The organism is Streptomyces sp. NPDC017056 (genome assembly GCF_044332485.1).
Lineage (GTDB): Bacteria > Actinomycetota > Actinomycetes > Streptomycetales > Streptomycetaceae > Streptomyces.
Window position 1 is genome coordinate 99,319 of record NZ_JBIRPD010000002.1, and the last position, 13,424, is coordinate 112,742.

Sequence of the window (13,424 nt, forward strand, 5' to 3'; positions counted from 1 at the left end):
TGCTCTGACGAGGATCATCAGTTGCACTACCACGGCTATCTGTGGACCGGCTCCAAAAAACGGTTCGACGAGGAGGCTTTGAGGCGGCCTGCCCACCCTGATCCGCCCCCGGCTCCGGCCGGTGACGACGACATGGCAGGCAAGCGGCTCGTTGAACGTTATCGGCTGGTGAAGGCGGAGTTCCCTGTCGTGGACCTGCCTCCGCTGGAGATGGCCTATTGGCTCGTCAAGCCCGGCAGGCTGGTGCGGGGCACCTGGGACGAGTCGAAAGAGGCCGCACAATGGCTCGGGGAACAGCTCGCCGCGTACGCGCCCCGATTCGCCTCCGAGCCGGACCGCGACACGACGCGGCTGGCGATACTCGTCAGCTCTGCTGCCGAACGGCTCTGCTGGGGCGGGGACGTTTCCCACGGCTTCTACCTCGAACGCCCCTCGTTCCTGTCTCTGGCTCTGGTGTGCTGTTCTCCGAACCAGGCCGAGCCGGAACTGATGTGTCCGCTGCGGTAGGCCCCTTAGCAAAGAGGCCCCGACCCATCACGGGCCGGGGCTATCACTTCGCTACGGTCGCAGGCTCCGGAGCCTGCCGAGCAGAACGGCCGAGCGTCCACCCGCCCGGCCATGGGGCTCAGCTTCCCTCACCCTCCGCGCTGGCCGGCGTGACGCTCGGTCCGCGCACGTGGGCCAGGTACTCATCTGTCGTCATGCCGAGGTACCGCACGTACCGACGCATGGCAGCCTCGACGTGGTCGCGGTCGTCCTCGGGGCCTTCGATCCACTCCGCCACGCCTCGGCAATCCCCGGATGAAGAACAAACACGCCCCGACGGTTCCCGCCCTCGACCATGCGGCCCTGTTCCTTGACCAGTCGGTCCATACGTTCAGCCTGCGCCAAATGCTGCGCCGCTGATTCCACATAGCGTGTCTCGAATCCGGATAGGCGAATTCCATCCGCCTCGTATTTGTCGAGCAGCTCAGCCTCGATGCGCTGAGCGGGTGTTCTATGGGCCATGCCGGCCGCCCTTCTGTGGCGTTCTGAGTACACCCCTGGAGTACGTCGCCAAAGTGGGTTTTGCCGCTCTATAGAGCCTCCGACGCCACTCCCGAAGAGGGTTTCTGATCTGCGGCGGTTCGGAACCTCTATGACGCCTCGGTCGGGAAGAAAGCGTTCAGGGAGACACCCCCCACCCATCGCGCCTTGTTTTCTTTCAAATTTTTTCACGAAACGTTCAGCGAAACCGAAAAAGAATTACGTGAAATGAATCTCGACTAAAAATAAGCGAACGATTCAAACTCGACTGAAGGTTTCGCTCCATCTCGGTGCAACCTTGCCGCATATTCCATAGCGATCGATTCGCCCGCAGTTCGGGCGGTGTACAGGTTGAACTCCTCTTCAATTGCTGGAGTGGTTTCATCCGATCCGAAGTGCACATCCAATATGTGCTTCTCCGGCTTCACTGCGCGACGGATAACGTCCTGCCTGTCAGGCCACATCGCCTCACCATTTCCTGTCGAATGAGGAAAGGGGGCCGCTCTCAGTAGCCCCCTTCTGCGCCTGGCTTAGGAAGCCTTCAGCTTCAAGCCGACCGAGCGCACGGAGTCAATCTCCGTGACTCCAACCCGCCGACCGAACGACAGATCAAGGCCGCTGAACCGAATTTCCCCACGCTCAACGACCATGAGACGGGGCGGTTTCTCGCGGACATCTGGCAGCCGTGCGGCAATCGGGCGTGTGACGGCGGCCTGACCCATCACTGTCTCCGGGACGCCCCGCTGTGGACCTCTTACGCGGCAACCTCGTGCCGCAGCAGTGAAGTTCTGGGATGGATGTGGGACCTGATCCACTGGGACGACTGCGCCATCGAGCTCGGCTGGGTCGTGGTCGAAGAGGGCAACACCTACCGGCTCCGCAAGCTCAGCAAGGACGGCGACGACAACGCGATCATCTATGTGGACCAAGCGTTGATGAACGTCCTCAAGTGGCAGTGGGAGCGTCAGCAGGCCGAGAAGGAACGACTCGGCCCGCTGTGGGTGGAGCACGGGTTGGTGTTCGCCCGGGACGGCTTCAAGCTGTACCGGGGCGAAGCAGGCGGCCCCCAGGGCCCGGAGAAGGTCTCCGCCCGCTGGCGGACGGCTCGCAACCGCCTGCACCTGCCGGAGAACTTCCGGCTGCACGACTGGCGGGCATCGAAGATCACGAATGATCTGGACAACCACGAGAACCCTGTAGAGGTCTCGGCCAACGCCCGGCACCACTCGCCCGGCTACACCATGGCCCGCTACGGCAGGCGCCGCGCCGAGGGAGCCAAGAAGCTCGCCGCTTCCAGCGCAGCCCGTATCGGGCTGGCATCCCTGGTCTGACCAGGAAAATCGCTCGGCTGTTGGTCACGTGGTTGGCCACGCCACAGCCCGAGATACAGAAAAACCCCACGTGAAGTGGGGTCTTTGCTGGTGTCCGAGGGGGGACTTGAACCCCCACGCCCGATAAAGGGCACTAGCACCTCAAGCTAGCGCGTCTGCCATTCCGCCACCCGGACCAGGTGTCTGCCGGTCCGGCCGCTTGGCCGTTCCGACATGGAAAACAATAGCAAACGTTCAGGGGTGGTCGATCACGGCCGTCCGGCACCGGGGGCGCGCCTGTGACCAGCGGATGTCGGCAGCATTGCGGCCTTGGGCGCAGCGCCGCCGGGGTGGAGGATGGCGGTGGACCCCCGCCGCGGACCGGACCCCCGAGTCACGGCGCGGCCGTGAACCATGAGGAGGCAGTGTGAGCGAGTCGCAGCCGGCCCGTACGGTCACCGGCGAGGACGAGGTCGTCGACCTGTGCCGGGACCTGATCAGGATCGATACGAGCAATTACGGCGACCACTCGGGCCCGGGTGAGCGCGCCGCCGCCGAGTACGTGGCGGAGAAGCTGGCCGAGGTCGGGCTGGAGCCGCGGATCATCGAGTCCCACAAGGGCCGCGCCTCGACGGTGGCCCGCATCGAGGGCGCCGACCCGTCGCGGCCCGCGCTGCTTATCCACGGGCACACGGATGTGGTGCCCGCCAACGCGGACGACTGGACCCACCACCCGTTCTCCGGCGAGATCGCGGACGGGTGCGTGTGGGGCCGCGGCGCGGTCGATATGAAGGACATGGACGCGATGACGCTCGCGGTCGTCCGCGACCGGCTGCGCTCCGGGCGCAAGCCGCCGCGCGACATCGTGCTGGCCTTCCTCGCCGACGAGGAGGCGGGCGGCGTGTACGGCGCCCGGCACCTCGTGGACAAGCACCCCGGCCTCTTCGAAGGCGTCACGGAGGCCATCGGCGAGGTCGGCGGGTTCTCCTTCACCGTCAACGAGAACCTGCGGCTCTACCTGGTCGAGACGGCCCAGAAGGGCATGCACTGGATGCGGCTCACCGTGGACGGCACCGCCGGCCACGGGTCGATGACCAACAGCGACAACGCGATCACGGAGCTGTGCGAGGCGGTCGGGCGGCTGGGCCGGCACAAGTTCCCGGTGCGGGTGACCAAGACCGTACGGTCCTTCCTCGACGAGCTCTCCGACGCCCTGGGCACCGAACTCGACCCGGAGAACATGGAGGAGACCCTCGCCAAGCTGGGCGGCATCGCGAAGATCATCGGTGCCACGCTGCAGAACACCGCGGCACCGACCCAACTGGGCGCCGGTTACAAGGTCAACGTCATCCCGGGCCAGGCGACCGCGGCCGTCGACGGACGGTTCCTGCCCGGCCACGAGGAGGAATTCCTCGCCGATCTGGACCGGATTCTCGGGCCGCGGGTCAAGCGCGAGGACATTCATGCCGACAAGGCCCTGGAGACCAGTTTCGACGGCGCCCTGGTGGACGCCATGCAATCGGCCCTCAGGGCCGAGGACCCGATCGCACGGGCCGTTCCGTACATGCTCTCCGGCGGTACGGACGCCAAGTCCTTCGACGACCTCGGAATCCGCTGCTTCGGCTTCGCGCCGCTCAAGCTGCCGCCGGAGCTGGACTTCGCCGGAATGTTCCACGGCGTGGACGAGCGGGTGCCGGTCGACGGACTCAAGTTCGGTACGCGCGTACTCGACCGGTTCATCGAGCAGAGCTGAGGTGAAGTCCCGTACCGGCGTACGGGACTTCCGCCGCCGGGCATCGCACGCGAGCCCGGACATTCGGCCAGACGTACGCGTTTAGCCGGAACGAGTGAATGCCGTCATAGGCTCGTAGCTTCATCACCTTCTCCTCGTTGCAGAGGGTGCGGTCCGCGGCTGGGACCGCATTGCCAACAAGGAGGAATAATGATCAAGAAGGTCGTCGCTGCCGCGGCTGCCACCGGTGGTCTGGTGCTCGCCGGCGCGGGCCTGGCCGTTGCCGACTCCGGGACCCAGGGTGCCGCCCTGAACTCCCCGGGTGTCATTTCGGGCAACGCCGTCCAGGTGCCGATCCACGTGCCGATCAACCTGTGCGGCAACACGATTGACATCATCGGGCTGCTGAACCCCGCCTTTGGCAACACCTGCGTCAACGACTGACGCGGTGCCTGAACCCGTAAGGCTGTAATCCCGGTCGGCTCCGGAGTGCGCACCATGCACTCCGGAGCCGACGGTTGTTTCGGTGCGCGGAAGCGGAGTGTTCCGTGCGCCATCCAGAAGGTCGAAGGCAGGGGAGGAACTTATGCGAGAGGTCGCGAAAAAGGGCCTGATCACGATAGTGGCGGCCGGCGGCGTACTTGCCGTCGCGGGCGGCTACGCGCACGCGGACTCCGGTGCGCAGGGGAAGACCGCGAATTCCCCGGGGGTGTTGTCCGGCAATACGGCTCAAATTCCGGTGAATGTCCCGGTGCAGGCCTGCGGGAATTCCGTGGACGTCGTCGGGCTGCTGAATCCGTCCATGGGAAACCACTGTGACAACGGTGGCGGGTCCCGTGGCGGCGGCAGCCGGAGTCACGGCTCCGGCGGCGCCGGTGCGCAGGGGACGGCGCAGAACTCGCCCGGCGTCGCGTCGGGCAACCAGGTGCAGGCGCCGGTCCACGCGCCGGTCAACGCCTGCGGCAACTCGGTGTCGGTCGTCGGCGTCGGCAACGCGGTCAACACGAACGGCTGCGGTACCAGCGGCAGCGGCAGCGGCGCGGGCGACGGCACGGGCACCGGCACCGGCCGCGACCCGGAGCCGCCGTCGGGCCGGAACGGCCCGAAGCCGTCCGGCGGCCAGGAGGACCCGCGGTCCCCGGCCGGGCCCGGCGCTCCGGCGCAGGACCGGGCGGGCGGACCGGCCGCACCGGGTGCGCCCGGCGGACCGGCGGCCGGGCACCGGCCGGACACGGAGACCGCGGGCGCGGTCCAGGAGCGGGGGGCGCGGACGCAGGAGGAGTCGGAGCCGCGGACGCAGATCGTCACCCCGCCGGAGGGCGGTGGACTCGAACACCTCGCGCAGACCGGGGCGGCCGCGCTCGGCGTCGCGCTGCCGGCCAGCGCGGGCCTGCTGATCGGAGGCGCGGTGCTCTACCGCCGCGCGCGATCCGCACGCGTCTGACCGCGTTGCCGGACCGGTACGGCTGGGCGGGCTCCGCGACGGCGGGGCCCGCCCAGCCGTGTGCGGGCCCGGTCCGCGGCGTCCACGTCCGGGAGCGCGGGTGATTCAGGCATGCGTTCGGGGGGCCACGGTGCGGTCACGCGGCGCGGCGGGTGCCGCGGCGGGCGCGAACGCTCACCAGGTCGCCCGGATCTGGCGGATGATCCGGCGGCGCAGCCGTACGCGGCGGCTGCCGTCGGGATTGAGGCGCAGGCGGTCCAACTCCCAGTGTCCGTACTCGGCATGGTCGGTCAGCAGGCGTGTGGCGGCCTTGCGGGAGACCCCCCGCGGCACGTACACATCGCAGAATTCGTATTCCGGCATCGCATCTATTGTGCGGGACCGGCCCCGGTACGGATAGCGTCTGCACTATGTCTGATGCTGCGCAGCCTTCCGCTGCCGAGGTACGTGCCGCCGCCGAGGCGGTCAAAGCCGCGCTGGACCGTCACCTCGACGCGGTCGAACACCGCTCGGGCCAGGACGACCCTGCCGTCTATGCCGCGTTCGACGAACTCGCCGCGGCGGCTGAGGCGTACGACGAGCTGCTGTACGACACCTATGACGAGGTCACTCCCTTCGAGATCCCCGGCAACGACGCGCTGCCCGCCTACGCGGGCCCGGAGGAACCCAGCGCGCTGAGCGTGCTGATCCGGCGCGACTACGCGGTGGCCGAACCCCAGCGGCTGCTGTCGCAGGCGCAGCGGATCGCCGATCTCGACCCGGAGTCGGCCGCCGACGCCGCCGCGGAGGTGCGGGCGGTCAACGGCGGTGCGGGATCGGTGTCCGGGGTGGTCGGCAGCAGCGTGCACGCGGCGCTGGGCGTGCTGTTCGGGGAGTTCGAACCGGACGAGATCGCCACCCGCCACAAGGAGTTCGGCCTGGAGGAGGGCGACTCGACGCTGTGGGTGGTCGCGGCGGACGAGACGCCCGAGCCGGGGGAGTGGCTGTCCGCGCCGTTCGACCAGACCGACCCGCAGCGGGTGGTGTGCCGCTTCGACGTCAGCTCCGTCTTCGACGAGGAACGGGGCGCCGACATCGATGACGACGACGTGCTGGAGACGCTCGACGGGGAGCGGTGAGGCGGCCGTGACGGAAGCGTGACGGCGCCGGTGTGACCGGTGGGCCGGGGGCGGCGCACGCGCGCCGCCCCCGGCTCTCAGCCTGCCAGGGCGTCCGCCGCGGTCTGGGCGGTGTGCTGCTGGAGCAGCGTCCGCAGGCGGGTGGTGCGCTCCTTGACCGGGACCTCGGCGACCGCGCGCGGCAGCGCCTGGTCCACGCCCTGGACGACGGACAGATGGCGTTCGGCGCGGCTGAAGGCGGTGTAGACCCAGGCGCGGGTCAGCCCCTTGGCGGCGTCGCCCGGCAGCACGGCCACGACGGCCGGCCAGCGCGAACCGGCCGCCTGGTGGGCCGTGATCGCCCAGCCGTGGCGCACGGCACCCGCACCGACCTCCTCGCGCGGCACGACCACGGGGGAGCCGGCGCAGTCCAGGTGCAGCCCGGCCGCGTCGGCGCCGGTGACGGTGCCCGCGACCGTACGGCCGGGGGCGGGGGAGTAGGCGACGCGGTCGCCCGGGTCGAAGCCGCCGAACCGGCCGGGGCCGGGGTTGAGCCGCTCCTTGAGGGCCGTGTTCAGGGCGCGGGTGCCTGCCGCGCCGCCGTGGCCGACGGTGACGACCTGGGTCTGCCCGGCGGGCACGCCGATCGCCCGGGGCACCGAGTCGGCGACGAGCTGCACGGTGCGGTGCACCGCCTCGCCGGGGTCGCGCGCCGGGACGATCACCACCTCCTTGCCGGGCGCCTCGACCTGGTTCAGCTCGCCGATGCCGATGCCGGAGACCAGCTCGCCGACCGGCCCGAAGTCCGGTGTGCGGGAGGCGACCTGGGGGCAGCAGCGGGCGGCCAGCACGTCGGCGAAGAGCCGCCCGGGGCCGGCCGACCACAGCACGCCGGGGTCGCCGCTGAGCACCAGCCGGGTGCCGTCGGTCAGCGACTCGACGAGCGCGGCGGCGGTCTCCAGGTCCAGCTGGGGCGCGTCCAGGACGACGAGCAGGTCGAGGGCGAGGGCGCCGTCCGCGTCCCGGCCCGGGCCTTCGCGGCCCGCCAGCAGCCCGGCGAGCGTGACGGCGGCGTCGTCGGGGGCGGCCGGCGCCGAGGCCCGGTCCTGGTACGCGTCGGCGGCCTCGGCGACGAGCCGGGCCAGCCGCGCGCGGCCGTCGTCGGTGTGCGTGGCGCCGCAGGCGCGCAGGCCGAGCGCGCGGGCCGCGGCGATCAGCGCTGCGGGCTCGGCGCGCGCGGCCTCGGCGCCGGTGTGGGCGACCAGGCCGCCGCGGGCGGCGGTACGGATCAGCTCGGCGGCGGAGGGGGAGGGGGCGGCCGCCGCGACGGCTTCCCAGTCGGCCGCGCCCGGCCGGCGGGCGGCCGGCGCGCCGGGGTCCTCGTCCGGCGCGGCGCCGTCCGCATCCGGGGAGTCCCCGGCGGGGCGCTCCTCGTCGTTGGCGTCGTCCGTGTCCGCCGGGGCAGGGAGGTCGGCGGGCTCTTCGAAGGTGTTGAGCAGCCGCGCCAGGCCGTCCGCGACGCTCTCCTCGGCCATGGCGAAGCGGTCCAGGCCGAGCAGCACCCGGACCGGCTGCTCCGCGTCCTCGTCGTCCGACGCCACCGGGCGGGCGGCGCCCGGCGTCTCGATCGCGTCCTGGAAGACCAGCACGGCGCCCTCGGCGATGGCCGTCTGCAGGGCCTCGTCCGGGTCCGGCACCGACCGCTGGGCGAGCGCGGCGCGCAGCGCGGACGCCTCCAGGGCGGAGTGCCCCGCCAGGGCGGCCTGCTCCAGCAGCCAGCCGACCAGGGCCTGCGCGCGCCGCTCGTCGCCGGGGCCGCAGGCCGGGCCGAGGAGCGCCCGCGCGAAGCCGTCGGCCTGCTCGGGGCGGACACCCGGGACGGCGAGCAGCTGCCACGGGTCCTCGCGCAGCGCCTCGGCGGCGCGCTCGCCGAGCGTTTCGGCGGTCTTCGCGGCCAGCGCCTCCGGGGCGCCGCCCGCCGTCAGCACCTGTCGTACGCCCTCGATGCCGGGGGCGGGCGGCGCCGTCACGGCCGGGTGCGCCGCGGCGTGCTCCGCCGGGCCGGGGCGGTGGGCGCCACCATCCGCGGCCGGGCGGGCGTGTCCCGGGGCGGCGTCCTGGCCGGGGCCCGCCGCGGGCTGCGGCACGCTTGCCGGGCCGCCGCGCTCCTGGGCGCCCGTGGACGGAGCCGGTACGCCGCCGGCGTTCCGCGGGCCGCCCGCCGCCCGTGGGGCGCCGCCCGGCCGGGGGGAACGCCCGGTGAAGAAGGAGTCAGCCGACCGCTCGCCGCTCTCCACGGCCCGCACCGCTGCCGCCAGCGCGGCGGCGGTCGCCGCATCGCCCCTCTTGGGAGCGGCTGCCGCTTCGTCCTTACCGGCCGCCGCTTCCCCGGGGGCGGCCTCCGCCTCCTCAGGGGCGGCCTCCGCTTCCCCGCTGGCGGCCTCCGGGCCGGGCGCGGTCGGCTCGGGCGCGGCCTCGTCGGAGAGGCGGTCGGTGCTCACAGCGTGCTCCAGTCGTGATCGGGATAGTGGTGCACCGGGGCCGAGACGTCGTCCAGGGCCCGGCAGATCTCGTCAGGAAGACTAAGGCCCTCCACTGACAATGCCGCCCTGAGCTGCTGCGCGGTGCGCGCGCCGACGACCGGCGCGGCGACTCCCGGCCGGTCGCGGACCCACGCGAGAGCCACCTGCAGCGCGGTGACGGCGAGCCCGTCGGCGGCCGTGGTGACCGCCTCGACGATGCGGCTCCCCGTCTCGTCCAGGTACGGGGCGACGAACGGCGCGAGCTGCTCCGAGGCGCCGCGGGAGTCGGCCGGGGTGGTGCGCCGGTACTTGCCGGTGAGGACCCCGCGGCCCAGCGGTGACGAGGGCAGCAGGCCGACGCCCAGGTCCCGCGCCGCGGGCAGCAACTCGCGCTCGATGCCGCGCTGGAGCAGGGAGTACTCCATCTGGGTGCCTGCCAGGCGGGTGCGGATCGCCGGTGCGGCCAGCTGCCAGGTCGCGGCCTTGGCCAGCTGCCACCCGGAGAAGTTCGAGACGCCCACATAGCGCGCGCGGCCGGTGGCGACGGCGGTGTCGAGGGCCTGGAGGGTCTCTTCGAGGGGTGTGTACGGGTCGAAGGCGTGCAGCTGCCAGAGGTCGACGTAGTCCGTGCCGAGACGTTCCAGCGAGGCGTCCAGCGCGTCCAGCAGGTGGCGGCGGGAGCCGTCGACCCGGCGGTCCGCGTCCAGGACGCTGCCCGCCTTGGTCGCGATCACCAGGTCGCGGCGCGGCACCAGTCCCTCGCAGAGCCGGCCGAGGAGGTACTCGGCGCCGCCGTCCGCGTACACGTCGGCGGTGTCCACCAGGGTCCCGCCGGCCTCCCAGAACGCCTTGAGCTGCTCGGCGGCGTCGTGCTCGTCCGTGTCCCTGGCCCAGGTCAGGGTGCCGAGGCCGAGACGGGACACGCGCAGGCCGGTACGGCCGAGGTGCCTTTGCTCCATGGGCCCTGAGGTTACTGGCCCGTCGGCCGCGCCGGTGGACCTGTGGACAGCCGGTCGGCACGCCGCGCGGGCGGCCTGTGGACAACCGGCCGGTGACGGCTGCCGCCGCCCCGCGCTAGAGTCCCCGGAACACCGACGTTACTGATCAGTAAGGGGAGCGGCATGAAGCTCGGGATCAACCTCGGCTACTGGGGCGCCGGGATGGACGCGGACAACCTGGCCGTGGCGCAGGAGGCGGACTGGCTCGGCTACGCGGTCTGCTGGGCCGCCGAGGCGTACGGCTCCGACGCCCCCACCGTGCTCTCCTGGGTCGCGGCCCAGACCGAGCGCATCGACGTCGGCTCCGCGATCTTCCAGATCCCGGCCCGTACGCCCGCGATGACCGCGATGACCGCCGCCACCCTCGACTCGCTGTCCGGCGGCCGCTTCCGCCTCGGCCTCGGCGTCTCCGGGCCGCAGGTGTCCGAGGGCTGGTACGGCGTGAAGTTCGACAAGCCGCTGGCCCGCACCCGCGAGTACGTGGAGATCGTCCGCAAGGCGATGACCCGCGAGCGGCTGTCCTACCAGGGGCAGCACTGGACGCTGCCGCTGCCCGACGGCCCCGGCAAGCCGCTGAAGCTGACCGTGCACCCGCAGCGCGAGCACATCCCGCTCTACATCGCCGCGATCGGCCCCAAGAACCTCGCGCAGACCGGTGAGATCGCCGACGGCGCGCTGCTGATCTTCCCCTCCGCCGACCACCTGGAGGAGACGGCGGTCTCGCACATCAGGGCGGGCCGGGAGAAGGCAGGGAAGACGCTGGAGGGCTTCGACGTCTGCCCGACGCTGCCCCTGGCCGTCGGCGCGGACAAGGACGTCAGCGCGCTGGCCGACATGTTCCGTCCGTACACCGCGCTGTACGTGGGCGGCATGGGCAGCCGCAAGCAGAACTTCTACAACCAGCTCGCCTGCCGCATGGGTTACGAGAAGGAGGCCGCCGAGATCCAGGAGAAGTACCTGTCCGGCGACAAGGAGGGCGCGGCGGCGGCGATCCCCCGGAAGCTGATCGACCAGACCACGCTGCTCGGCTCCGTCGAGCGCATCGCGGAGCGGATGCAGGCGTACGCGGCGGCCGGGGTGACCACGCTGACCCTCGCGCCCGCCGGGTTCACGCTGGAGGACCGGATCGCCTCGCTGCGGGCGGGCACCGAGGCCCTGGAGCGCGCCGGGCTGGCGTAAGCGCCCGCCCCGCGTCCGGGGCCGGGCCCGGAGGACAAGCCTGCGGCCGTGGTGGGGGCTCGGGGGTCTTCCCCGCCACGGCCGTCACCCCGCACAACGCCGGGACGGCCCGCGTGGTTACGCCCGCGGCCCGGTCCCGCCCCGTCAGGCGCCGGTCGTACGGTCCCTCGAACGGAGGAGTTGGCCGACGTACCCGTTGCCACTTCCCGCGTACCGCACTTTACTTTTCTTTTGCGGATGTGCGTATCGGAGGTGGCCCGGTGCTCTCGGCCAGAAGCCTGTTCCAGGAGATCCTCGACCACGACGAGTCCTACCGGCTGTTCTGCTCCATCGCGGCCAGCGGCGAGGCGCAGGGCGGCTGGGAGAACGGGCGGATCGCCGCGCTGGTCCCCGCGTCGCAGCGCGCACTGGCCCCCAAGGCCGCCCGGCACGGCGCCGACGAGGACAAGCACGGCCGGCTGTTCAACGCCCTCCTGCGCAAGCGTGGCCTCCAGCCGGCGACGGTCCCGGAGGAGACCGACTACACCGCGCTGCTGGAGCGCCGGGGCATCGGCCTCGCACATGACAAGCTGCGCCGCGACGAACCGCTCACCGAGCAGGACGTCGTCACCTACCTCGCGCACAGCCGGGTCACCGAACAGCGCGCCGCCGGCCAGATGGACTTGCTCAAGAAGTACTTCGGCGGCCACCCGGAGATCGGCAGGGCGATCCTGATGATCGCCGCTGACGAGGAGAACCACCTCGCCTACTGCCACGAGGAGCTGCTGCGGCTGGCGGAGCAGGGCCACGGCCCCGCGATCCGGCGCGCGCTGCGCGACTGCGCCCTGGCCGAGGCCGCGGTCTACCGCGACGTCAGCCTGGCCGTGATGGCCCACATGGGCCGCATCCTGGGCTGGCCGCGCGCCAAGTCCGCCGTGCTCGTCGCCGGCATCCGCGCGGTGTACGCGTACGAGCGGCTCGCCGGCTGGCGCCGGATGGTCACGCTGCGCACCCCGGAGCGGCGCGACGCGCTGGGCGGCCCGGCCGCCTCCGCGCCGGAGTTCGTGTGAAGGCCGCGGTCCGGCGGGCCGTTCTCACAGCCAGCCGCGCCGCTTGAAGAGCCGGTACAGGAGCAGTTCCAGGCACAGCATCAGCAGCAGGATGCCGTAGTAGCCCCAGGTCCATTTCAGCTCGGGCATGTGCTCGAAGTTCATGCCGTAGATGCCGGCGATCAGCGTCGGCAGGGCCGCCATGGCCGCCCAGGCGGAGATCTTGCGCATGTCGTCGTTCTGGCGCACCCCCATCTGCGCCAGGTGGGCGCTGAGGATGTCCGACAGCAGCCGGTCCAGCCCCTCGACGGACTCGTTGGCGCGGGTGAGGTGGTCGCCGACGTCCCGGAAGAACGGGCGGGCCTCGGCGTGCACGAAGGGCACCCCGGCGTTCTGAAGGCGCAGCATCGGCTCGACCAACGGGTTGGTGGCGCGCCGGAACTCCAGTACCTCGCGCTTGAACGCGTAGATCGCGGCCGCGGTGTTGCCGGTGTCCGAGCCGGACGGTGCGAACACCTCCGCCTCCAATTCCTCCAGGTCCACCTGGAGTTCGGCCGCCACCTCGATGTAGTGGTCGACGACCGCGTCGCTGACCGCGTACACGACCGCGGTGGGGCCGTGGCACAGCACGTCCGGCTCGTGCTCCAGGCGGCGGCGCACCGCGGCGAGCGGGCTGGCCGTGCCGTGGCGGACGGTGACGACGAAGGAGTCGCCGAGGAAGAGCATCAGCTCGCTGGCGGTGATGGCGCCCTCGGCGTCGTCGTAGGAGATCGGCTTGAGCACCATGAACAGGGAGTCGTCGTACACCTCCATCTTCGGCCGCTGGTGCGCCTTGAGCGCATCCTCCACGGCGAGCGGGTGCAGCCCGAACTCGCTGCTGACGCGGTCGAACTCCTCCCGGGTGGGCTCGTGCAGCCCGAGCCACAGGAAGGAGTGACCTTCGGCGCGCGCCGCTTCGAGGGCGTCGGAGAAGTCCGACGGCCCTTCGGTGCGGCGGCCGTCCCGGTAGATGGCGCAGTCGACGATCACACTGGGCATTGTCACTCGTCGTACCGGCTCGTGCCAGGACTCCGGGCCCGCGTCCGGCG

At 71.6% G+C, this 13,424-nt stretch carries 14 protein-coding genes and 1 tRNA gene; 8 read left to right on the top strand and 7 right to left on the bottom strand.

What is annotated here, in order from left to right:
• Positions 1 to 21: 21 nt before the first annotated feature.
• The gene (locus tag ACH4OW_RS03355; protein WP_398024599.1) at positions 22 to 507 is read left to right on the top strand and encodes a hypothetical protein; all 486 of its coding nucleotides are present in this window, start codon (positions 22 to 24) and stop codon (positions 505 to 507) included.
• 118 nt (positions 508 to 625) lie between these two features.
• Here the strand turns inward: ACH4OW_RS03355 and ACH4OW_RS03360 are convergent, their stop codons facing one another.
• The gene (locus ACH4OW_RS03360) at positions 626 to 784 is read right to left on the bottom strand and encodes a hypothetical protein (RefSeq protein ID WP_398024601.1); all 159 of its coding nucleotides are present in this window, start codon (positions 782 to 784) and stop codon (positions 626 to 628) included.
• A 481-nt stretch (positions 785 to 1,265) separates the two neighbouring features.
• Complete coding sequence (locus ACH4OW_RS03365; RefSeq protein ID WP_398024604.1) at positions 1,266 to 1,454, bottom strand: hypothetical protein; 189 nt, start codon at positions 1,452 to 1,454, stop codon at positions 1,266 to 1,268.
• Between the two features lie 369 nt (positions 1,455 to 1,823).
• Here ACH4OW_RS03365 and ACH4OW_RS03370 point away from each other — a divergent pair, with 369 nt between their 5' ends.
• Positions 1,824 to 2,357, top strand: a complete 534-nt coding sequence (locus ACH4OW_RS03370; RefSeq protein ID WP_398024606.1) for a hypothetical protein — start codon at positions 1,824 to 1,826, stop codon at positions 2,355 to 2,357.
• A gap of 88 nt (positions 2,358 to 2,445) precedes the next feature.
• Here ACH4OW_RS03370 and ACH4OW_RS03375 read toward each other — a convergent pair.
• Positions 2,446 to 2,533, bottom strand: a tRNA-Leu gene (locus ACH4OW_RS03375).
• A gap of 230 nt (positions 2,534 to 2,763) precedes the next feature.
• On the opposite strand from ACH4OW_RS03375, the gene ACH4OW_RS03380 reads away from it, so the two are divergent.
• The 3 genes from ACH4OW_RS03380 (at position 2,764) to ACH4OW_RS03390 (ending at position 5,512) form a co-directional block, all read left to right on the top strand.
• Positions 2,764 to 4,089: a M20/M25/M40 family metallo-hydrolase gene (locus tag ACH4OW_RS03380; protein ID WP_398024608.1), complete on the top strand. Its 1,326-nt coding sequence runs from the start codon at positions 2,764 to 2,766 to the stop codon at positions 4,087 to 4,089.
• 189 nt (positions 4,090 to 4,278) lie between these two features.
• Positions 4,279 to 4,512 (top strand): chaplin, encoded by a 234-nt coding sequence (locus tag ACH4OW_RS03385; RefSeq protein ID WP_031010739.1) that lies wholly within the window; start codon positions 4,279 to 4,281, stop codon positions 4,510 to 4,512.
• Positions 4,513 to 4,654: 142 nt separating this feature from the next.
• Positions 4,655 to 5,512: a chaplin gene (locus tag ACH4OW_RS03390; RefSeq protein WP_398024610.1), complete on the top strand. Its 858-nt coding sequence runs from the start codon at positions 4,655 to 4,657 to the stop codon at positions 5,510 to 5,512.
• A gap of 174 nt (positions 5,513 to 5,686) precedes the next feature.
• Here the strand turns inward: ACH4OW_RS03390 and ACH4OW_RS03395 are convergent, their stop codons facing one another.
• A complete protein-coding gene (locus ACH4OW_RS03395; protein ID WP_003986762.1) occupies positions 5,687 to 5,875 on the bottom strand; it encodes a DUF5703 family protein in 189 nt (62 codons plus the stop codon).
• Between the two features lie 47 nt (positions 5,876 to 5,922).
• Between ACH4OW_RS03395 and ACH4OW_RS03400 the strand changes: the two genes are divergently transcribed.
• Positions 5,923 to 6,630, top strand: coding sequence for a hypothetical protein (locus ACH4OW_RS03400; RefSeq protein WP_360128036.1), 708 nt, complete (start codon positions 5,923 to 5,925; stop codon positions 6,628 to 6,630).
• A gap of 77 nt (positions 6,631 to 6,707) precedes the next feature.
• On the opposite strand, the gene ACH4OW_RS03405 is transcribed toward ACH4OW_RS03400, so the two are convergent.
• The gene (locus ACH4OW_RS03405) at positions 6,708 to 9,176 is read right to left on the bottom strand and encodes a helix-hairpin-helix domain-containing protein (protein WP_398025220.1); all 2,469 of its coding nucleotides are present in this window, start codon (positions 9,174 to 9,176) and stop codon (positions 6,708 to 6,710) included.
• Entirely contained in the window at positions 9,107 to 10,090 is a 984-nt protein-coding gene (locus ACH4OW_RS03410; RefSeq protein WP_360128030.1) for an aldo/keto reductase, read from the bottom strand. Before ACH4OW_RS03410 ends, ACH4OW_RS03405 begins: the two co-directional genes overlap by 70 nt.
• A gap of 162 nt (positions 10,091 to 10,252) precedes the next feature.
• Here ACH4OW_RS03410 and ACH4OW_RS03415 point away from each other — a divergent pair, with 162 nt between their 5' ends.
• The gene (locus tag ACH4OW_RS03415; protein ID WP_398024613.1) at positions 10,253 to 11,308 is read left to right on the top strand and encodes an LLM class F420-dependent oxidoreductase; all 1,056 of its coding nucleotides are present in this window, start codon (positions 10,253 to 10,255) and stop codon (positions 11,306 to 11,308) included.
• A 260-nt stretch (positions 11,309 to 11,568) separates the two neighbouring features.
• Positions 11,569 to 12,357, top strand: a complete 789-nt coding sequence (locus ACH4OW_RS03420; RefSeq protein ID WP_398024615.1) for a ferritin-like domain-containing protein — start codon at positions 11,569 to 11,571, stop codon at positions 12,355 to 12,357.
• 24 nt (positions 12,358 to 12,381) lie between these two features.
• Here ACH4OW_RS03420 and corA read toward each other — a convergent pair whose 3' ends face one another.
• A complete protein-coding gene (gene corA, locus ACH4OW_RS03425) occupies positions 12,382 to 13,374 on the bottom strand; it encodes a magnesium/cobalt transporter CorA (protein ID WP_360128021.1) in 993 nt (330 codons plus the stop codon).
• Between the last annotated feature and the right edge of the window lie 50 nt (positions 13,375 to 13,424).

Bases quoted from the DNA above. Each gene is read 5' to 3' on its own strand.
- ACH4OW_RS03410 (WP_360128030.1), bottom strand. From the start codon at position 10,090: ATGGAGCAAAGGCACCTCGGCCGTACCGGCCTGCGCGTGTCCCGTCTC.
- ACH4OW_RS03395 (WP_003986762.1), bottom strand. From the start codon at position 5,875: ATGCCGGAATACGAATTCTGCGATGTGTACGTGCCGCGGGGGGTCTCC.
- ACH4OW_RS03415 (WP_398024613.1), top strand. From the start codon at position 10,253: ATGAAGCTCGGGATCAACCTCGGCTACTGGGGCGCCGGGATGGACGCG.
- ACH4OW_RS03370 (WP_398024606.1), top strand. From the start codon at position 1,824: ATGTGGGACCTGATCCACTGGGACGACTGCGCCATCGAGCTCGGCTGG.
- ACH4OW_RS03385 (WP_031010739.1), top strand. From the start codon at position 4,279: ATGATCAAGAAGGTCGTCGCTGCCGCGGCTGCCACCGGTGGTCTGGTG.
- corA (WP_360128021.1), bottom strand. From the start codon at position 13,374: ATGCCCAGTGTGATCGTCGACTGCGCCATCTACCGGGACGGCCGCCGC.
- ACH4OW_RS03390 (WP_398024610.1), top strand. From the start codon at position 4,655: ATGCGAGAGGTCGCGAAAAAGGGCCTGATCACGATAGTGGCGGCCGGC.
- ACH4OW_RS03400 (WP_360128036.1), top strand. From the start codon at position 5,923: ATGTCTGATGCTGCGCAGCCTTCCGCTGCCGAGGTACGTGCCGCCGCC.